This is a genomic window from Streptomyces actuosus (genome assembly GCF_016921115.1).
GTDB lineage: Bacteria > Actinomycetota > Actinomycetes > Streptomycetales > Streptomycetaceae > Streptomyces > Streptomyces actuosus_A.
On sequence record NZ_JAFFZS010000001.1, the window covers coordinates 16,274 to 36,287 of the forward strand.

Annotated in this window: 15 protein-coding genes and 2 pseudogenes; 10 read left to right on the forward strand and 7 right to left on the reverse strand. The window is 71.4% G+C overall.

The annotated features are described in order from the left end of the window. The first annotated feature begins 193 nt into the window (after nt 1-193). From JS756_RS00075 to JS756_RS00085, 3 genes are all read left to right on the forward strand, one after another. Nucleotides 194-2,845 (forward strand): beta propeller repeat protein, encoded by a 2,652-nt coding sequence (locus JS756_RS00075; protein ID WP_205380777.1) that lies wholly within the window; start codon nt 194-196, stop codon nt 2,843-2,845. Between the two features lie 634 nt (nt 2,846-3,479). Then, nucleotides 3,480-4,076, forward strand: a complete 597-nt coding sequence (locus tag JS756_RS00080) for a redoxin domain-containing protein (protein ID WP_205380778.1) — start codon at nt 3,480-3,482, stop codon at nt 4,074-4,076. Nucleotides 4,077-4,083: 7 nt separating this feature from the next. Next, entirely contained in the window at nt 4,084-4,947 is an 864-nt protein-coding gene (locus JS756_RS00085; RefSeq protein WP_205380779.1) for a cytochrome c biogenesis CcdA family protein, read from the forward strand. A gap of 365 nt (nt 4,948-5,312) precedes the next feature. On the opposite strand, the gene JS756_RS00090 is transcribed toward JS756_RS00085, so the two are convergent. The 3 genes from JS756_RS00090 to JS756_RS00100 all read right to left on the reverse strand — a co-directional run bounded on the left by JS756_RS00090 (nt 5,313) and on the right by JS756_RS00100 (nt 8,012). Beyond that, nucleotides 5,313-5,768 carry a peptidoglycan-binding domain-containing protein gene (locus JS756_RS00090; RefSeq protein WP_205380780.1) on the reverse strand — a complete coding sequence of 152 codons (456 nt, stop codon included), beginning with the start codon at nt 5,766-5,768 and terminating at the stop codon, nt 5,313-5,315. 143 nt (nt 5,769-5,911) lie between these two features. After that, complete coding sequence (locus JS756_RS00095; RefSeq protein WP_205380781.1) at nt 5,912-6,895, reverse strand: AraC-like ligand-binding domain-containing protein; 984 nt, start codon at nt 6,893-6,895, stop codon at nt 5,912-5,914. A gap of 391 nt (nt 6,896-7,286) precedes the next feature. Next, nucleotides 7,287-8,012 (reverse strand): TetR/AcrR family transcriptional regulator, encoded by a 726-nt coding sequence (locus tag JS756_RS00100; RefSeq protein ID WP_205380782.1) that lies wholly within the window; start codon nt 8,010-8,012, stop codon nt 7,287-7,289. Nucleotides 8,013-8,137: 125 nt separating this feature from the next. Here JS756_RS00100 and JS756_RS00105 point away from each other — a divergent pair, with 125 nt between their 5' ends. The 5 genes from JS756_RS00105 to JS756_RS00125 all read left to right on the forward strand — a co-directional run bounded on the left by JS756_RS00105 (nt 8,138) and on the right by JS756_RS00125 (nt 13,048). Continuing rightward, a complete protein-coding gene (locus JS756_RS00105) occupies nt 8,138-9,175 on the forward strand; it encodes an amidohydrolase family protein (protein ID WP_205380783.1) in 1,038 nt (345 codons plus the stop codon). Nucleotides 9,176-9,529: 354 nt separating this feature from the next. Then, nucleotides 9,530-10,657 carry a hypothetical protein gene (locus tag JS756_RS00110; RefSeq protein ID WP_205380784.1) on the forward strand — a complete coding sequence of 376 codons (1,128 nt, stop codon included), beginning with the start codon at nt 9,530-9,532 and terminating at the stop codon, nt 10,655-10,657. A gap of 35 nt (nt 10,658-10,692) precedes the next feature. Next, a complete protein-coding gene (locus JS756_RS00115; RefSeq protein ID WP_205380785.1) occupies nt 10,693-11,862 on the forward strand; it encodes a hypothetical protein in 1,170 nt (389 codons plus the stop codon). A gap of 260 nt (nt 11,863-12,122) precedes the next feature. Beyond that, nucleotides 12,123-12,485 (forward strand): DUF1304 domain-containing protein, encoded by a 363-nt coding sequence (locus JS756_RS00120; protein WP_205380786.1) that lies wholly within the window; start codon nt 12,123-12,125, stop codon nt 12,483-12,485. Then, nucleotides 12,482-13,048: a TetR/AcrR family transcriptional regulator gene (locus JS756_RS00125; protein WP_307790132.1), complete on the forward strand. Its 567-nt coding sequence runs from the start codon at nt 12,482-12,484 to the stop codon at nt 13,046-13,048. Before JS756_RS00120 ends, JS756_RS00125 begins: the two co-directional genes overlap by 4 nt. Before the next feature lie 75 nt (nt 13,049-13,123). Here the strand turns inward: JS756_RS00125 and JS756_RS00130 are convergent, their stop codons facing one another. Next, nucleotides 13,124-14,368, reverse strand: coding sequence for a low temperature requirement protein A (locus JS756_RS00130; RefSeq protein WP_205380787.1), 1,245 nt, complete (start codon nt 14,366-14,368; stop codon nt 13,124-13,126). Between the two features lie 491 nt (nt 14,369-14,859). Between JS756_RS00130 and JS756_RS00135 the strand changes: the two are divergent. Further along, nucleotides 14,860-16,432 (forward strand): annotated as a pseudogene (locus JS756_RS00135) (hypothetical protein). A gap of 183 nt (nt 16,433-16,615) precedes the next feature. Here the strand turns inward: JS756_RS00135 and JS756_RS00140 are convergent. Next, on the reverse strand, nt 16,616-17,245 hold the full coding sequence (locus tag JS756_RS00140) for a helix-turn-helix domain-containing protein (RefSeq protein ID WP_205380788.1): 630 nt from the start codon (nt 17,243-17,245) through the stop codon (nt 16,616-16,618). A gap of 145 nt (nt 17,246-17,390) precedes the next feature. On the opposite strand from JS756_RS00140, the gene JS756_RS00145 reads away from it, so the two are divergent. Next, entirely contained in the window at nt 17,391-18,377 is a 987-nt protein-coding gene (locus tag JS756_RS00145; protein WP_205380789.1) for an alpha/beta fold hydrolase, read from the forward strand. A 98-nt stretch (nt 18,378-18,475) separates the two neighbouring features. Here the strand turns inward: JS756_RS00145 and JS756_RS00150 are convergent. Together JS756_RS00150 and tpg are read right to left on the reverse strand one after the other, a co-directional pair. After that, a pseudogene (locus JS756_RS00150) lies at nt 18,476-19,225 on the reverse strand (transposase). 225 nt (nt 19,226-19,450) lie between these two features. Next, nucleotides 19,451-20,005 (reverse strand): telomere-protecting terminal protein Tpg, encoded by a 555-nt coding sequence (gene tpg / locus JS756_RS00155; protein WP_205380790.1) that lies wholly within the window; start codon nt 20,003-20,005, stop codon nt 19,451-19,453. Nucleotides 20,006-20,014 lie beyond the last annotated feature (9 nt).

Consider the following 20,014-nt stretch of genomic DNA (forward strand, 5'->3'; position numbering starts at 1 on the left):
GCGGTCCTTCAGTGTCCTGTGAGGTGAACAGCGCTATTTTTGCTGTTCGTTACGATTGTTAGGTTATAAAATTGCTGTGAGCCCCTGGGGTTGGGCGGAGGAACGGCAGTACGGTTCCGGCACTCGGCAGTAGGAGATCAGGTGCGGCCGTAGGGGCGGCCGCCGCTCCTGCCGAAGAAGCCGGAGACAAGGCATGCGTGTGTATTCCGCACGGCGCAGACCGCGCCGCGGGGCGGAGAGGAGCGGTCGGGCGGCTTTCGCCGCCGTCGCCGCCGCGCTCCTGATAGCGGGGACGGGACCTGTCACCGCGTACGGAGCGGACGAGACGGGATCCGGTCGCCATGACCTGGCGGGCGAGGAGTCCCATGAACTGATGGAGTCCCTCGACGCGTTCAACGAACCGAGGCTCTCCCCCGGCGGCCGGATCGCGCCGGGTGCGTACGCCGACGCGTGGGCGCACATCACCCACATGCCGGTGGCGTCCGGCAGCTGGAACGAGGTCACCACCTCGCCGTACAACGAGGACGCGCTGCACTACCGCGACCGGTCGGCGTCCAACTCCGGTGGCGGTGCGGGCCACTCGGCGGGGCGTATCGCCGCGCTGGCCACCGATCCGACCCACCGGGGCGTGGTCTACGCGGGCGCCGCAGGCGGCGGTGTGTTCCGCTCCACCGACGACGGCGCAACCTGGGCACCGATCGCCGACCGGCTGCCCGCTCTGTCGGTGGGCGCCCTCGCGGTCGCGCCCGACGGCTCGCTGTGGCTGGCCACCGGCGAAGCGACCACCGCCTCCGACAACTACCTGGGCAGCGGCGTCTACCGCCTCGCGGACCCGGTCACCGGCACCTTCAGCGAGAGCGACAAGGTGGGCGGTACGGAGCTGGACTCGGCCTCCATCCACACCGTCACCTTCGACCCGGCCGCCGGGTACGTCTTCGCGGCCTCCTCGCACGGGGTCTTCCGCCGCCCGCTGGCGGCCGGGCAGTCCACCGCGTGGACGAAGGTCCTCGCCCCCTGCGCGGGCGTCGGCGTCGACGGAGTGAGCTGCGGGGTGGACAGCCACTACGCGGACATCGCCAACGACATCGCCGTTCGCCCCGGCAGCGACGGCACCGCGCTCCTGGCCAACGTGGCCTGGCGCAGCGGCGCCGACTACAACGGGTTCTACTACTCCGACGACGCCGGAACCACCTGGAAGCGGGCCAACCCGACCGGCGCGATCAACCCCGCCGAGATCGGCAACGCCTCCTTCGCCTACGCGGCCGACGGCAGCAAGCTGTACGTGTCGATGGAGTCGCCCAGACTCCTGACCAGGGCCTCCGGCGCGGGCGTCTACTCGGTCCTCGCCGGCGTGTATGTCAGCCGGAGCGGCGACGCCGGCGGATCGTTCAAGCAGATCGCGACCTCCTCGTCTCTGTCGACGACCGGCTCCGCGATGAAGGTCAGCGAGATCGGCACCGGCTACCAGCCCGGCTCCCAGTCCTGGTACGACCAGGTCATCGCGGTCGACCCGAGCGACCCGGACCACGTCTACCTGGGTCTGGAGGAGATGTTCGAGTCCCGGGACGGCGGCGCCACCTGGAAGGCGATCGGCCGGTACTGGGACTTCGGCATGCCGTGCTTCTCGTACGACCCGGCCGTGAACACCTGCGACGGCGACGTGATGCACTCCGACCAGCACGCCCTGGCCTTCTCGCAGTGGAAGGGCGGCACGCCGGAGGTGTTCGTCGGCAACGACGGCGGCGCCTACGCCCGGCCGACCGCGCAGACCACCACCGGCTGGCGCAACCTCAACGCGTCGGGGACCCTGCGCAACCTCCAGTACTACTCGGTGCGCGCGGGGAGGATGACCGACGGCAGCGGCGACGCCGTCTGGGGCGGCCTGCAGGACAACGGCGTCTCGCTGCTCGCTCCCCGGGGCGCCACCTACCAGGGCCGGCAGCTGAATCCGGACGGTGAGATGGTCTCCCCGTTCGGCGGGGACGGCGGCGACCAGCTGGTCAACCCCGACAACGGCTGCCAGACGGTCGGCGAGTACGTCGACCTGGCCCTGCAGATCACCGACAACTGCGGCTACACCGCCAGCGACGACGGATCCGAAGACGTGATCACGGACATCGCACCGGGCGACCCGGGAGCCCGCTTCATCGCGCCGTTCAGCGCGGACGAGACGGACCCGAACGGCCTGTGGGTCGCGGGCGGCCAGTACGTCTGGGGCAACACCAAGACCTGGCAGAGCACCTCCGGCGCCGACTGGACGAAGCTGTACGACCTGGGTGCCGGTCACTCGGCCTCGGCGATCGCCAGCCGCAATCATGTGACGTGGGCGGCCTGGTGCGGCCCCTGCTACACGGTCACCGAGTCCTTCGGGCGCGGCATCGCCACCGACCTCGGCGGGAGCTGGCACCAGGTGACCCTGCCCGGCGACTTCCCCAACCGCTACATCTCCGGCCTGGCCATCGACCTGTCCGACGCCTCCGGCCAGACGGTCTACGCTGTGGTCAACGGCTTCTCGCGGCACTGGAACGAAGGCCCCGGCGCCGGCTACGGCCACATCTGGCGGACGACAGACGGCGGCACGACCTGGGCCGACGTCAGCGGCGACGCCGCGGCCTCCGACTCCTTCCCGGACGCCCCGGCCAACGCGGCGCTGGTCACCGGGGACGGCACCCTCCTGGTCGCCACCGACCTGGGTGTGTTCACCAGCACCTCGGCCGGTCACTGGGCCCGCCTGGGCACGAACCTGCCCACCTCGCCGGCGGTGTACCTCTCGCCGAGCCCGGACGGCACCGAGGTGTACGTCGCCACGCACGGCCGCGGGATCTGGAGGACACGGATGCCGTAGCGGGACCCGGCCCCGCCGCCCGCGGCGCACCTGGAGCGGCCCCGATGTCCCCGGACCTCATCAGGGATGCCGTTGGTCAATGCGTCCCGCCGAGTGTGAGCTCGGCGGGACGGAGTCGCTCCAGGTGGTTGGTGCGGGTGCGGGACCTCGGTCTGCCGCTGGTCGAGGCGTGAATCGTGCGAGATCGAGGGCGGTAGCCGTGAGCTGGTGTCGGAGCCGGGTCTTGGCGAGGCCGTGGTAGCGACACGGGCATAGGCCGCGACGGTCTCTGCCTCCACGCTCCCCGCGTCCGTCTGCCCAGACGTGTCAAACTCCGTGTTCTGACCGAACGGTCCCTCTCACGCGCACTGCGCACGTGTGCGTCGAGACCCGCACGGGGACGGGCACGGCGGGCAGTTGCCGCAAGTGCTCCTCGCCACCGCGTATCGAGGTGTTCTCCTCGTCCCGGACGTGGGAGAGCACCTCGTCCAAGAGCTGCCGTAGCAGGGGCCCGTCTCCGGTTCTCGGTGTCCCCGACCGGGACGGCCCTGACAAGCGACCGGCTGACGTCACCGATCCGTAAGACGCCGGCTCCCCGACCGCCGGGGCCACCGCCGCTACGCTCACCGGCAGTCCCGACCTCCAGGAGTCCTCCTTGCGCGCCCGTAATCTCCTCCCGGCCGCCGTCGCCGCCGCCCTTCTCACGCTCACCGCATGCGGCTCGGGCGAAGGCTCCACGGCCGCCGGCGACGCAGACGCCCCTCCTTCGAGGGCGTCCTCCCCCGCCCGGTCGTCGGCCGACTCCCACGACACCGGCAGCGGAAGCGGGGTGTCCGGTGCGAAAGCGCCCCGGGTGCTGAACTTCACCGCCACCACGGTGGACGGCAAGCCGTTCGACGCCAGGACACTCGCCGGCAAGCCCACCGTGCTGTGGTTCTGGGCTCCTTGGTGCCCCACGTGCAAGGGCCAGGCCGCCGAGACCGCCAAGGTCGCCGACGCCCTCCGGGGCCGGGCGAACGTCGTCGGCGTCGCGGGCCTGGACGACAACGACGCCATGCGCGCCTTCGTCTCCGACACCGCCACCGGCTCCTTCCCCCACCTGTCCGACGAGGCGGGTGAGGTGTGGAAGCGGTTCGAGATCACCGAGCAGAGCTCCTACGTGATCCTCGACCGGACCGCAAAGACCGTCTACGAGGGCGTCCTCCCCGGCGGCAAGGGTCTCGCGGAGAAGGTCTCCGCCCTCACCGGCTGATCCCGCCATGACCGACCTGCCCCTCGCTCTCGCGCTCGGCGCCGGGATGCTCGCCGCCGTCAACCCTTGCGGCTTCGCCCTCCTCCCCGCCTACCTCTCCCTGCTCGTCCTGGGCGACGGCGCCCCCAGCCGCACCGTCGCCGTCGGCCGGGCACTTGCCGCCACCGCCGCGACGACCGCCGGCTTCGCCACCTTCTTCGGAGTGTTCGGACTCGTCATCCAGCCCGTCGCCGACCAGGTCCAGCAGCACGTGCCCTGGTTCACCGTCGTCTTCGGCCTGCTCCTCACCGTGGCCGGAGCTTGGCTCCTCGCAGGCCGCCAACTGCCCGCCCTGACCCCGAAGCTCCGACGCGCTCCGACCGTGACACGCTCGGTGCCCTCGATGGCACTGTTCGGCATGGCGTACGCCACCGCCTCCCTCGGCTGCACCGTCGCCCCCTTCCTCGCCATCGTCGTGTCCGCCTTCCGCAGCGGCTCCACCGCACAGGGCGTCGTACTGTTCGCGGCCTACGCCGCCGGGATGGGCCTGATCGTCGGTGCCGCCTCCCTGACCGTCGCCCTCACGCGCACCACCGCCGTCACCCGGCTGCGCCGCCTCAGCGCGCTCGCCCCGCGCCTCGCCGCCGGCCTGCTCCTCCTGGCCGGGGCCTATGTCGCCTACTACGGGTGGTACGAGATCCGCGCCCAGCGCGACCCGACCACCACCGACCCCGTCATCGACACGGCGGCCGACATCCAGCGAGCCGCTGCCGACACCCTGGACGCAGCCGGCCCAGCCGTGGTCGCCGTGCTCTTCGTGCTTCTGCTCCTCGCCGCGCTGCTGATCCGGCGCCGCAGGCGCACGCGCCGGCGGGCCGGCTTCCAGGCATGACGAGGGGCTTCGGACTGCGGCGCGCCCCCTCCGTCACGGCTGTGCGCCGGCCGCAGGATTTTTGATCGCCGCCGTCCGGTGGGGCTTGCGCCCGCCCGGTACGGACACGATGTCCTCAAGGGCTGCCTCACGGCACCGGACGGTCCTCGTGGACCCACCGCGTCGGCAGCCGGTGTCGCGGCGGAGAGCGCGGCGCGGAGCCACCGCTGATGCCTTCACCGAAGGCATCAGCGGGCGACCGCATACTTCAGCACAACCTCGGCCCCGTGCTGCCCTCCGTGACCGCGGCAGGAAGGGCGCGCTGTCCCTGCCCGTGCGGCCGCCGTCGGACGAGACCCGCTCTCCGCCCGGTCGCTGCTCGCAGATTACCGAGCACACCAGTCCGTGTTGTTGCCGTCGGCGAACGCGGCCCTGGTCCGCGGTCCGGCGATTCCGTCGATACCGACTCCCAGGAAGTTCTGCAGAGCCTTGATGGTGTTGGACCCGACGATGCCGTCCACGACAAGCTTCCTGCCGACGTTGTAGTCGTAGTAGTTGAAGAACCTCTGGGCCGCCTTCCAACTCTTGGGGCCCAGCTTTCCGTCGATCGTGCCGGGGCTGAAGTGCCAGTAGTTCAGCCAGCACTGCCAGTGCCTGGCCTGAGTGGCGTTCAGACCGAGGTTGTTGACGGCCAGGACGGAGACGTCCTGGCGGCTCACCACGGGTTGGGCGGCCGGCAGGGACGCCGCGAAGCCGGCGCTGGCGCCCGCCAGGCTCCCGGCGGTGATCCCGACGGCGGCAGTGGCACCGACGAGTGTCCTGGTCACGACATTCGCATGCATTCGTTTCCCCTCGGGTCGTAGGACTTCACGTGTTGCGGTAGCGCGCAGGTGGCGGCGATCGGATCGAGCGCGACCGCACGCTTCCCCCGGTCAGATCCTTCGTCCTTGGTGCTCGTGCGTGGATAGCGCTGCGCGCCGGCTGCTTAGCGGTGGGCGCCAGGATCTGCGGGCCGGGACGCCCGGCGGTAGTCGATGGGGGTGGTGCGGTAGGCGGTACGAAAGGCGCGGGTGAAATCGGCGGGACGGGTGAAGCCCCAGCGAGCGGCGATCGCGCGGACAGGCCGTGCGGCCAGGCGCGGGTCGGCGAGATCGCGCCGGGCCATGGTGAGGCGCTGGTGGCGGATGTAGGAGGAGACCGTGGCACCGTGGGCATGGGCGTGGAACAGGCGGTGCAGAGTCCGCAGCGAGACGTGGTGAGCGGCGGCGACGGTGTCGGGGGACAGTTCGGCGTCGCCCAGGTGCCGGCGGATGAAGTCCTGGATCTTCAGGAACTGCATGTGCCGGCGCGTCTCGGCGGGTGTCTGGTCCTCGGCGTCGAGATGGTGGGCCAGCCATGCGGTGATCAGGTCCACGAGGACGCCGCCGAGCCGCTGGCCGTCGGCGGGCCGGTAGGACGCGGTGTCGGTGGCCACGTGGGTGAGGAAGTGGGCGAGAAGGCCGCCGACACCTTCGTGTCCTGGCATCCGGGCGGCCAGTATGCCGTCCACGCGGTTCGACGACACCGGGACCATGGCACGCGGGACTTGCACCACCACGGATGCCGCTGTGTCCTGCCCGGCCTCCACGACCGCCGTGTAGGGGTGGGAGGTGGAGTACACCACGAGATCACCTGCTCCGAGCGGCGCTTCGCTCCGATCCTGCACGATGACCTGTCGTCCGCGGAGGATGAGCCCCACCGCGTACATTTCGGGGTCGGACCGGCGGATCAGCCGTGGTGTCCGCCGTGACGCCATGGACGCGTAGGTCAGGGCCGTCATCTGCGCCTCGCCCAGGGTCGCGGCTCTCAGCGAGGCCCGGAACTCGGCTGCGCGGTCGATGGTGAACTCGTTGGGTATCAGCGTTCTTGCCGTGACGTCCCGCCAGGCCTCCACCCGGTCCGGCACCGGCACCTCCTGGCTGTCGAACACCTTTCCCCACATCGGTGTCGTCCCCCTCGTGCCGTCTGTGCAGTCCCCTTCACTCTCTCGGGCGGGGAGCTGTGGGGAAAGCGGGGCGTCGGCCAGGTGGCGGGGTGCCCTCCGAGGAGGAACGCCGCCCGTTCCCGTCTCGGCCCCGGGCGTGCGGCGGCGCGTGTTCCGGCTGTGTGCAGTGCGGGTCCGGTGCTCGCTCCTCGCCGGCGGTGCGGGCGGATCATGGCGGAAGGCCGTCCGTGTTCCTGCGATCTGCCGGACACCCGCCGGCAGTTGAGCGCGCCGGCACCGAGGGCCCGGCGGGCCGCTCGGCGCCGACGCGCCGAACATCGGACCCCGCCCGAGGACGAGTTGCGCGACCGGCGCTCGCGATGCGTTCGCGGGGCGGCTATTTGGCCAGTCGGCCCAGCCATTCCGTCATCAGCTGCTGTTCGGCCTGGCTCAGGACGTTCTGGTCGGGGAGTGCGGCGCGCAGGGCGCGGGCGGCGCCGGCGGGGCCCTCTTCCCGTACGGCCGGCACCTGGTCGGTGACGGCGGCGATCATCGCCTCGCGCAGTGCGACGAGGAGGGCGGGGTTGCGCTCGGACTCGGGAAGGGACAGCCAGGTCAGAACGGCACCGCGTGCGGTGGCGTGGATGATCTGCGCCGCAAGCTCCTCCTCGACGCGCAGGCGGCCCGCGACGGCCAGGCGCCGGATGCGCTCCATGAGGAGTTCGAGGCCGATACGGAAGACGGTGGTGGACCGGGCGGGTTCGCCGTACATCAGCGTGTACAGGGCGGGGTTGGCCAGCCCGAACTCGACCGCGGTGTCCCAGCCCGCCCGCAGCTCCCTGACCGGGTCCTGCGGGTCGGGGTCGATGTGCTTGGCGGCCAGGAACCGGGTGAACCCGCGTTCGGCCACGGCGTCGAGCAGTCCCTCCTTGTCGCCGAACAGCCGGTACAGGGCCGGCGGCTGCAGTCCGGCGGCGTCGGCGACGGCTCGGGTGGTGACCGCGTCACGGCCGCCGCGCTCGAGCAGGTCGATCGCGACGTCGATGATCCGGCGGCGGGTCTGCTCGCGTGCTGTGGCGCCGGGCTCCACTGCGAGTGGTCCGGGCGGCGGGTCGACAGGCATGTATCAACGATAGCGCCACCGGATTACCAGGTGGGTATCGTCGTTATCATCAATCCATTGACATCGATATTATCGATGGTACCTTGAATGAGGTTCCATCGGAAACAACTGCAGGGAGCGCCACCATGTCCGACCGCCTGAGGATCATCGGAGTGGAAGAGACCGTCGTCGTACCCGCCGTCCACGAGGCCTACCGGCGGGCCGGATCACCGCAGACACCCGCCCGCGGCTTCGGGGACGGCCCGATCGCCAGGAACCTCCACGACGTCGGCGAACGGCGACTTGCCCACATGGACGACCAGGGCATCGACGTCGCCGTGCTGTCCCTGTCGTCGCCGGGCGTTCAGGACCTGCCGCAGGCCGACGCGATCGCCGTGGCCCGCGAGGCCAACGACCAGCTCGCGCAGATCGTCGCCTCACGCCCCGACCGCTTCCAGGCGTTCGCCGCCATCCCCACCCAGTCGCCGGCCGCAGCCGCGGCCGAACTGGAGCGCGCGGTGAACAAACTGGGCTTCCCAGGCGCCATGCTGTACGGCCGCACCGGAGACAAACCGGCGGACCACCCGCACAACGACGAGCTGTACGCCACCGCCGAACGGCTGGGCGTGCCGCTGCACTTCCACCCGCAGATGCCCGTCCAGCCGGTGATCGACGCCTACTACTCCGACATCGGCCAGATCGGCCCCTGGCTGGCAGGGGCCGGAATCGGCTGGTACTACGACCTCGGCATCCAATACCTGCGGATGATCTTCTCGGGCGTCTTCGACCGGTTCCCCGACCTGCAGGTGATCGCCGGACACTGGGGTGAGATCGTCTTGTTCTACCTCGACCACACCGGATTCTTCGCCGAGGCCGGCGGCCTCCAGCGCCCGCTGGCGGACTACTTCCGACAGAACTTCTGGGTCGCCGGCAGCGGCACCAACAGCCACCGCTACCTGCGCTGGACCGCCGAGGTCGTCGGCACCGACCGCATGCTCTACTCCACCGACTACCCCTTCACCTACGGCTTCCGCCCCGGCGGCTTCCCCTACGTCGACACCAGCAACGGCGCCGCACGCTCCTTCCTCACCCAGGCCCCCTTCACCGACCAGCAGAAAGCCGACATCGCCCACCGCAACTGGGAACGCCTCACCACCCGCGCAATCCCCCACCCGGCTCGCTGACACACCTCGCCGCCCGGACCACGCGGACGAGTCGGACGGGCGTGCCGCCGGTCCCACGTCTCCCCGATGCGCACGGCGAATCCCGCAGCGCGCGCCCCTCGCCCCGGCCGTCGGCCACCGGGGCGGACGAGCCGACAGCGGTGCGGCCGAGCCCGTGACGCCGTTTCAGCCGCAGCAGTAGGCGGCCGAGGCGCGTGCAGCGAGACCCCGTTAATATCAGGCGATCTTGAGAACACGGGGGCTGATGTGGAAGCACGGGAAGCGCCACAGGGCGCGGACGACGGCATACGAGCCGACACGCATGAGGGCATTTCAGGTTCATGGCTGCGGCGCCGCCGCGGAACGGTCGTTGCGGTGACCGCACTCGCGCTCGCCGTCACCGGGGCAGGTGTACGGGCGGCCGGTATGGGGCCCTTCGCCAAGGATCGCTACTGCTGGGGTGCTTGGGAACAGGACAGCGGCCCCAGGCTGCTCGGCGACGACGAGCTGGGGCGTTCCGGGAGCAAGCGCACCGCCGAGGAGTCCGCCGCCCCGTCGGCCGACCGTCCCGAGGGCACCTGCACGCTGCGGGTGACGTCGAGCGTGCCGGACGACCACGGGGCATCGGCCACCGACGCCTACGGCGCCGATGACGACCAGGCGTCGAAGACCATCGAGTTCAAGAAGACGGTCGAGGTCCGCTACGGGGCCGTGCCGGCCTCGGAGGAAGAGCACCTGAAGTGGCTGCAGCGGTTTCTCGGCGGTTCCGTGGCGCCGCTGCCGGACGGTGTCCCCGGGCTGGTCGGCGGGGCCGAGGGCATGGTCGTCCTGCCGGAGGGGTGTGACGTCGACGGACGGCCGACCGTGGTGACCATCTCCGCGGACGAGACAGGCGACGGCCACCTGGGGCTGGTGAACATGCCGGTGTCGATCGGCAGCCAACGGGATGTGGCCCGGCTGCTCCTCGCCGTGGCCAACGAGGGCATGCGGCGCACAGGTTGCGCACAGGGCGCCGCTCCGCTGCGGGTCACCTCTCCGGTGAAGCCCGTCCGCGACAGGGAGATCGGTGGAGTCGGCTCCACATCCACTTGCGGCATCCGGGGTCTGGGCTTCGCGACGGTCAAGGGCGATCACTACGACGCGCTGGCCGGTACCGTCGAGGACGATGTCCAGCTGTGCACGCTGACCAACACGGACGACGTCAAGAACCCCGTTTTCACCGGGCAGTTCGTCATGGTGGCCCACCCGCGCCTGGCGGCGCTCTTCCAGGGACTCACCGGTGACCGGTCACCGGGGCCCGGCTGGCGCGGCAAGGGCCGGCTGACCGGCTCGTACGACATCGTCCGGACCGACTGCGCGCACGGTCCCACGGTCTTCGCGCTCCAGCTCGAGAGCGACTATCTGAAGAAGATCGCCGTCCCGGACTCGGGTGGCGCGTTCGCCCGCGCCGTGAACGCCGTGGGCGACCGCATCGGTTGCCCGGACGTGGCGCCGCGGCGATGAAGGGGGCATCGGAGACGGAGAACGGGAGCGGCGAGATGTCCGAGAACACCCATGAGCAGGAGCCCGCATCCGAGACGACGGCCCCCGCCGCCAGCTCGCCTTCGCCGGAGCCCTCCTCCGACCGTCGGCGGTGGCTGCGCGGCAGGCGGGGAGCGGCGCTCGCGGGCCTGCTCTCCGGCGCCCTCCTCGGCGCGGGCACAGTGGCCTGGCAGACGGACGCCCTGCCGTTCGTGCCGAGAGACCTGTGCTGGGGGACGCTGTCGGAGGACGTGGCGTTCGGCATGTTCACAAGAAAGGGGGACCTGGAGGCGCGGGAGCTCCCCCTCGAACATGCCAGGGGGAACGACACGCGGATCCGGGGTGAGTGCCGGATCACCCGCGTCGAGGGCGGCAGGCGGCGCTGGGAGGTCACCGCCGAGGTACGCGACCTCGACGGACTGTACGGGCTGGACATGCGGCAGTGGCCCGACGAGTTCCTCTCCCCCCGGATGGCCCCGCTGGGCGGCGAGATCACCGGCATGGCCTCACCCAACCGCGCCTGGGCCGCGCTGCCCAAGAGCTGCACCGGTTCCTCCGGCCGGGCCCACGCGCCGACGGTGGTGGACCTGTCCGCGGGCGCCGACCGGCTCGAGCACGACGACGACAGGACCCGCCGCAAGGCCATGGCACGCGCCGTGGTCAGCATGACCAACGCGCTCATGGAACGGTGGGGTTGCTCGGGGAGGTACGCCGAGCCCGGCGAGCCGGCGCCGCTCGCCGAGCGGCGCGGCGCGGACCCGGACGAACTGTGCGGGGTGAAGGACCTGCGCCTGCCCGATGCGGCCCGGAGGGCCGAGGAGGACGAGGTCTCCTACTTCGAGCGCGTCACCCCCGGGCCCGGCGACGGAGTGCGCAGCTGCGACGTCAGCACACACGGTGATCGCCCAGCCGTCCGGCTCATGACGGTGGAGGACCCCGATCTGGCACAGATCTTCATGCCACGCACGCTCCAGAGCGGCGAGCACCTCAAGGGCGGCGGCTACGGCGTCCTGGGCGGGGACCTCTCCGTCTTCACGAGTCACTGCCAGACCGGCGACGTCGCCTTCGTCGTCCGCGCGTTCGACACACTCGACGGCGACTGGCCGGGCACGCTCCTTCCCGCCTACGTGAAATCCGAAGCCCGACGCATCGGCTGTGGAGAGGTGTCCGTGACCGTGCCCCGCTGACCCCGCTGACCCCGCCGACCAGCCGCCGGCCTTGTCGTCGGCCTGCCCGGTCGGAGCTTGTCGATCAAACGCACAACGGTCTCCCCGACAGGGCAGGTGCACCACGAGGCCCCCGGGTTCCCTCCGAAGTCCGCCGGGCCCAACTGCTCGGCCCCGGGCCTGCCGGCTCGGCGTGGCCGGGCCAGTTCGCTATGTGATGGACGGCTGTCCATGTAAAATGGACAGCCGTCCATGAAATAGCGGAGAGCGAGAAGACGCCCATGGAGACGACAGCGCAGGTGCTGGTGGGGCTGGTGGCCACGCTGCACGGGTACTTCCTGGTTCTGGAGATGTTCCTGTGGGAGCGGAAGCCGGGCCGCGATCTGTCCGGCTTCGACGCGGTCATGGCTCGCGCCACCGCCCCGCTCGCCGCGAACCAGGGCCTCTACAACGGGTTTCTGGCGGCCGGGCTGGTCTGGGGCCTGATCGCGGAAGATCCGACCGGGTTCCGGGTGCAGGTCTTCTTCCTCGCCTGCGTGATCGTCGCTGGGCTGTACGGCGGACTCACCGCCAACCGGCGCATCTTCGTCGCGCAGGCGCTGCCCGGAGTCCTGGCGCTCGCGACCGTACTGGCGGCCCGGTGAGCGTCGTGCCGCCCGATCCGCGTGCCGCACGGACCCGGGCCCGGCTGCGTCGGGCACTGCTGGAGGAGTGCGCTGACCGACCGCTGGCCGACGTCAGCGTGGCTGCGCTGGTACGCCGGGCCGGGGTCGGCCGCGCCACGTTCTACCTCCACTACCAGGACCTGGAGGCGCTCGCCGTCGACGCCTGCGCCGATGTCGTCCGGGAGGCCGTCGACGCTCTGCACGCCTGGCGCGGCGTGCCCGATCCACGCACCCCGCCGCCCGCTCTGCTCGCCTTCTTCGACCGTCTCGCCCCGCACTCCCGGCTCTACGGCGAGTTGCTGAGCCCGGGTGGCGGCGGTCCGCTCGGCCTGGTGCTCCACCGGGACCTACGCGCCCGCAGCCGCACCGAACGCACCCTGGCCGGCGCGCCGGAACCCGACCTGATCGCCTCGGCTGTCGCCGCGGCCTTCGCCGGGGTTCTCGCCGACTGGCTGCACGACCTCATCGAGGCCACCCCTGCCGAGATCACGCAGCGGGTGTGGTGCCTGCTCGTCAACCTGCACCGCACTCCCCTGTCCTGAGCAACCGCCCGCCCCAGCCCCAGAGGCTCCGGCCGGGTGGCTGCGTGGACAGGCAGGCCCTCGGGTTTCAGCGGGTCACACCTCGTTCACCAGGCGGCCCTCGCGCAACCACCGGACGAAGACGAAGACCCAGGTCACCAGAAGCAGGAGTTGCAGCGACAGGGCGAGGAGCCAGGGCGCCGGGCGGGACCAGCCGATCAGCAGAGACGCCACGGCGGCCCCGGTGAACACCACTTGGACCGAGAAGTAGGCCGACGCCCGCCGACCGTAGACCTCCAGGGTGGGCAGGACAGCCACGACGGTGAGGAACATGACGGCGACACTGCCGCTCATCAAAAAGCTCAGCGCGCCCGGCGTCCTGCCGTCGTCGGCGTGCTCGATGAGACCCACCATGCCCGCTCCCGCCGCCGCGACGGCCATGGTCATCGGGAGGTGGATGAACATCCACGCGGCCAGCGACGCGCGGGCTTCGCGTGGCGGTTGCCGGGCCACCAGATCGGCGTAGCTCCACCAGAATCCGAACCCGACGGCGAGTCCGAGCAGGCCTGTGGTGACGACCAGTGCGGTGCGGTCGGCGTTCGCCAGGCCGTCCACGACACCGACGACGACCTCACCCAGCACGATGATGATGAACAGCCCGAACCGCTCGACCATGGAGTCGGTCACGACGTTGTAGGCGGGGTTCCTGCGCCAGCCGACGAGCACGCCGGATTCGACGGCGCACCAGCCGAGCACGAAGAGTGCCCAGACGCCGAGCCTGGCGTCCGCGGACAGCGGCGCCGAGACCACGACGAGGGCGATGCCCGCCAGCATGACCACCAGGTACTGCCGGGGTGTCCTTCGGTACTCGGGCGGATCCTGCCGGTAGACCGAGTACCACTGCCAGCTCAGCAGCACGAGCAGCAGCGCGTACAGCACCGCGAGAGTCCGCCCGTCCTCGCCGTCGGCGTGACCCACGTAGGCCGCCATCAGCGCCAGCAGCAGCATCTGAAGGAAGATCATCGAGCGGGTCCGGCCGTCTTCCCGGCCGTGGAGTTCGTAGAACAGCGTGCCGTTCAGCCAGGCGATCCAGATCAGCCCGAACACGACGGCGAACGTGACGGTGCCCCGCCAGGAGACGTCCTCGGCCAGGGCGTGCGCCGCCTGACCGATGAGCACGACGTAGACGAGGTCGTAGAAGAGTTCTAGGAAGCTGACGGTGCGGTCGGTGTCGACCTCGCCGTGACGGCGCGGCGGGCGGAACAGCCATCGCCGGAGACCGTCGCCGAGGCGGATCGCCTCCCGGGAGCCGGTGCCGCTCCGGCTGCCTGTGTCCGACATGCGAGCTCCCTGCACTGTGGTGATCCGAGCGCTCCGCTGCCGAGCGTACCCAGCCCGGTGCGGCGCGCACGCCGAGGAGCGAGACCGCGGCGGGCGTCCGGGCTTCCGTGTCCTTCCGGACGGCGGAGAGGGGGCGCCGGGACGGGCGGTTCCGGCGCGGACGTTCGGGCGCCAGACCTTGAGTCGGGTCGTACGCGACGGGTCGGGGCCCGTGGGGAGCCGTTCACCGACGAGCCCGGCCCTCCTCGTCCCGCCGTAACAGATCAGTGGATCCCCCCGGCCGCGTCACCCGGGCGGGACACGTCGCTCGCCCAGGGGGCGGTGACTCGGGTGTCGCCGCCCCGGCGCTGTCAGCCCCACGGACCGCGGCCCCACCGCACGGGTCGACGCCCTGTTCGGGTGGGGCGCGGGATCGCGTACGGTCACCGGCACGCCCCGGTCCCGAGGAAATCCACGAGCCAGGTGTGCGGGACGGCGTCCACAATGTCCTCGTGGATCATGTGCTTCACGGGCTCGCCGCCAATCCCTCGCTGCCGCCCGAGTCGGTCGACCGGCTGATCACGGTCGCGGACACCGACCTCGGCTGCAGTCTTGCCGCGCGTGGCGACCTCACCCGGGTGCAGGTGGCTGCGCTCGCCGCGCGCGGGGAGGAGGTCGGCCGGCGGCTGGCGTACGAGGGCGTGCTGACCGCCTCCGACGTCGATCCGGTCGCCCAGCCCGACACCGCGCTCGTGCTGCTGGAGGAGGGGGCCGGCCGACCGGATTGGGCCCGGAGCCTCGCCGGACATCCCGGTGTCGAGTGCCGAGAGAGGCTCGCCGCCTGCCCCGCACTGCCCCCCCGATGTGGTGGAGAGGCTCGCGGCCGACAGCGACGTGCGGGTCGTCGCGGAACTCGCGCTGTGGGCCGCGCCGGAGGTGGCCGCCCGGCTCGCGCACGTCCCTCATGCCGAGGTGCGCCGTGCCGTTGCGGCCAACGAGGCCGCACCGCCTGCCGTCCTGACGATGCTGCTGACCGGCGAGGGGCTGCTTGCGGCACGGAAGTGCCTGGTCTGCGACCGCGAACCGACCCCGTTCGTTCACCGTCGTGACTGCCCGCGACGGGACTGCCTGCTGCCCCCGGGCGCCGCATGCGACGGTTCCCACCAGTCCACCGTGCACGCGATGCAGCAAGCGGCGATCCTGAACCCCGCCACGCCGATCGACGCCGCCGTCCCCTTCGCGGGGCACCCTTCGACGCTGCTGCGGCGTGCCCTCGCAGCCCGCACCGATCTGCCACCGCCGGAGTGCGAGCGGCTCTCCGCGGATCCCGAGCCCGCGGTCCGGGCCGAACTGGCCGCGAACGCCGCGATCGGGGACTCCCTCTTCGCCGTGCTCGCCGACGATCGCGGGCACGACGTGCAGCGCAGCCTGGCGCACAACCCGCGCGTGCCGCTCGACGTCCTGGCGCAACTGGCGGACGTCACCCGGATCGGACCGACGCTGCTGCCGCGGATCTCCCGTGCCTCGGCGGCAGAGGTCACGAAACTGGCCGGTTCACGGCACCCGGCGCTGCGGATGTTCCTGGCCGAACGGCGCGACCTGCCCGCCGGGATCCGTGACGCGCTGGCCGCCGACCCCGACGCCAGGGTGGCCACCTCCGTCGCGCCGCATCCCGGTCTCTCCGACACCGCGCTGCGGGCCATGATCGCCCGTCATGGGGTGAGTGTGCTGGCCAAAGTGGCGGCGAATCCGGACGCTGACCCCGCCCTGCTGGAGGAACTGGCCCGGCACCGCCCGCCGGTGCGGAAGGCGTTGCGCTCCGTCGCCCGGCACCCTTCCGCCACCGCCCCGGCCCTGCCGGCCCTGCTGGACTGCCTGGCCGACCGGAAGGCCAGGCCCGTCGCCGCAGGGCATCCGGCGCTGCCTCCATCCGTCGTGGCCGAACTGCTCACGGACGGCGACTGGCGGGTGGTGGAAGCCGCGGCCGCCAACCCGTCGCTGCCGCCCGCCGTGATGGACCGGCTGACGGCCTCGGCGACGGCCGGGCCGACGCCCACGGCAACGCCCGGGGACGTCCTTCGGTGAGGTACCGCGCAGCGCGCCCCCGCGCCCTCGGGCACGCGTGGGCCGGGCAGGCCCGGTGTGGTGCGCGAGCGGCACGGGCCGGGCACAGCAGGCCCGCCCCCGGATCGGCCGGTCTGATGTGGCCCCGGAGGGTCGCCTCACCCAGGGTTCGTATCGCAGAGGCATGCGGCATGTCACAACTGCTCATTCAGCAGCCTTTCTGTCACCAGTCCCGCGGCCGGCGGCTGGAGGGGTGCGCAGCCGTAGACGTTCTCCTTGAGGCCCGAACATGATCAGATACTCGACCGGTCCGGTGGATCCGGCGTTCGCGAGTCCGTGGCGGATGCGGGTGTCGAACTCGACGACGTCCCCGGCAGTCAGGACGAGGTCCTGGTTGCCGAGTGCGAGCCACAACCGCCCGTACAGGACGCACAGCCACTCGTAGCCCTCGTGGGACACCTGTCGGGGCCGCCCGGGCGGCCCTTCGACGGCAGGCAGGACGTGCTTGTGGGCATGCAGGCCGCCGACGTATGGGGTCAGCGGCAACACCGTCTTGTCGTCGCCGAAGCCCTGCGGCGCCGTGCCGCGGGGCTCGGTCGCAGGGGCGGGTGCGGTGCCGGCCAGCTCGTCCAGGGCGACTGCGTATTCCTTCGCCAGCTGCAGCACCACCTCCAGGGTGGGCTTGCGCCGGCCGGTCTCGATCCGCGACAGCGTGCTGGGCGAGATGCCGGTCGCGCGGCTGACATCGGCGAGTGTGACGCCGCGGCGCTCGCGCACGACCCGCAGCCGCGGCCCCATCGCCGCCAGCGTCTGGGTCACCTCGTCACCTGCCACCGTCCCCGTTCCTTCCCGTCGCGCCGCTTCGCCGCCCTGTCCTGCAACCTTGCCAGAATGGCAACGCTGATCGCGCCGAGTGACCGCAACACCACATGATCGACGGGTTCCCGCCGACCGCCCGCGAACCGAGGAGAAGTCCCTCATGCGATCCGAACCGACCGTCGCACTCCACCACCGCACCATCGAGGCCCCTGCCGGGCGCCTGCACCTGGTCGAACAGGGCACCGGCCCGCTGGTCCTGCTCGTCCACGGCTTCCCCGAGTCCTGGTACTCCTGGCGCCGCCAGCTCCCGGCCCTCGCCGCGGCCGGCTACCGGGCGGTGGCGATCGACGTGCGCGGCTACGGCCACTCCTCCAAGCCGGAGGCGACCGACGCCTACCGGATGCTCGACCTGGTGGAGGACAACGTCGCCGTCGTGCGCGCCCTCGGCGAGGAGAACGCAGTGGTCGTCGGCCACGACTGGGGCTCCAACATCGCCGCCGCCTCCGCCCTGCTCCACCCCGGAGTCTTCCGCGCCGTCGGCCTGCTGAGCGTCCCCTACGCGCCGCCCGGCGGCCCCCGCCCCACCGACATCTTCGGCCGGATCGGCGGCCCCGAGCAGGAGTTCTACGTCTCCTACTTCCAGGAGCCCGGCCGCGCCGAGGCGGAGATCGAGCCCGACGTCCGGGGCTGGCTCGCGGGCTTCTACGCGGCCCTGTCCGCCGACACCATGCCCGCCCAGGGCGAGCCCGACCCGCACTTCATCGCCCGCGGCGGCCGGCTGCGCGACCGCTTCCCCACGGGGGTCCTCCCGGCCTGGCTGAGCGAGGACGACCTCGACGTCTACGCCGGGGAGTTCGAGCGCACCGGCCTGACCGGTGCACTCAACCGCTACCGCAACATGGACCGCGACTGGGAAGAACTCGCCCCCCACCGCGGAGCCCCGATCAAGCAGCCGTCCCTGTTCATCGGCGGCGCCCTGGACGCCTCCACCACCTGGATGTCCGACGCCGTCAACGCCTACCCCACCACCCTCCCCGGTCTGTCGGCCTCCCACCTCCTGGAAGGCTGCGGCCACTGGATCCAGCAGGAGCGCCCCCACGAGGTCAACCGCCTGCTGACCGACTGGCTCGCCACCCTCCAGGGCTGAACCAGGCGGGCTACCAGAGCAGCTCGGCGGTGTGTCTCGGGTGGGCCGCGCCGAGGTCACATGCCGGCCTGATCGGTGATGCCGAACAGTGAGCTTCTTCATCGTTGCAGCTCCAGAGTGAGGACGGCCTTGGCGATTGACGTCATGCGGTTGGGGCTGCAGCGTGACCTGCGGAAGATCCGCCAGGACTTCGGGCGGGCGACGCCGCGTCCGACGGGTGCCCGTGTCACGGCCAGGGCACGGTTGCGGGTCTTGTCGGTAGTGGTGAGTTCTTGCAGGGGCTTGCGTTTGATGCCCGTGGTCAGCCAGGGACCGCCGCCCTGGTAGGCGAGATCGGCCACGATGGGAACGCCCTGGCGCTCGCAGATCCGGATGATCCGGTGGGTGCGGGCGGCGGCCAGGTCGTGGGTACGGCCCGGCAGGGCGGGCGAGAGCCACAGCAGCCGGCCATAGGGATCAGTGACCACCTGCACGTTCACGCCGTGGCGGCGGTGCTTGTGGGAGTAGTCGGCCCGGCCGTCGCCGACCCGGTCGCATTCGGCGGGAGTGCCGTCGAGCAGGACGAAGTCGGGTTCGTGGTCGCGCAGCGTCTTGAGCAGACCCGGTGCACGAGCGGCGAGAAGGCCGACGACCGCACTGGTCTAGGCGTGGGCGGTGGACTCGCTGATCCCGAACCCGGCGGCGATCTTCGCCAGGGTGGTGTGTTCGCGCAGGTACACCAGTGCCACCGTCGCGCGCTGGGACGGGCGCAGCCTGCAGCGACGGTCGCCCTCGCGGGTGACGATCAGCATGGTGACCCACTCCACGAGTGCATGCGGCAGGTCGATTGCGGCAGGATGGACGACCAACGAGGCCCCCGAGCAACGTGATTGAGACGTCAGACATCTCGATCAACAGCCCGGGCGCCTCGCGCGTTGCGCTTCACGGACCATCACCCGATCGGTGGCCAAGTCGAAGAAGCTCAGTCGCACCGCACGTACTCCACTACGCCGGTGACAACAAGCGTGCCTATGTGACAACTACCGTGCGTCGGCTCACGCCTGTGCGGGCGGCGTAGGACGTCCGGGGCCGGGTCAGAGGTCGAACTCCAGGTGTTCGAGGTCGGTGAACTCGACCTCCAGGCCCTGGGCGCGACGGCCGCTGTCACGGAAGTAGACCTCGCCCAACGCCTCGGCGGCGATGTCCCGCAGCTGCTCCTCGGAGCCGCCGGCGGCCCGGGTCTCGAAGAGGCGGGCGGCGTACTGCGGAGGCAGGGCGACGGTGAGGTGGCGCAGCCGGGCGTCGTCCGTGGTGCCGGGAGCGGCGGTGTAGCCGAATCGGGCGCGGGTGTCGATGACGATGCCGTCCGTCGTGGCGGCGGCCCGCCTGGCCCTGGCCCGGATCTGCGGCTGCCACCGCTGCCTGACCTCGCGTTCCATGCGCTGCGCGAGGTCGGGCCGGGGTGTCTTGATCTGGTCCTTCACGTACCGCTCGACAGTGCGCTGGGTGATGCCCAGCAGTTCGGCGACCGCTCTGGTGCCCCGGAGCTGCCTGACCAGGTAGCGCATCTGCGCGCCCGCGCTCTTGGGGATGGGGCGTGTGAACGCCTTCTGCAGCGCGGCGTCGAGTCCGTCCCCGACCCTGTCCATCGGTCCTCG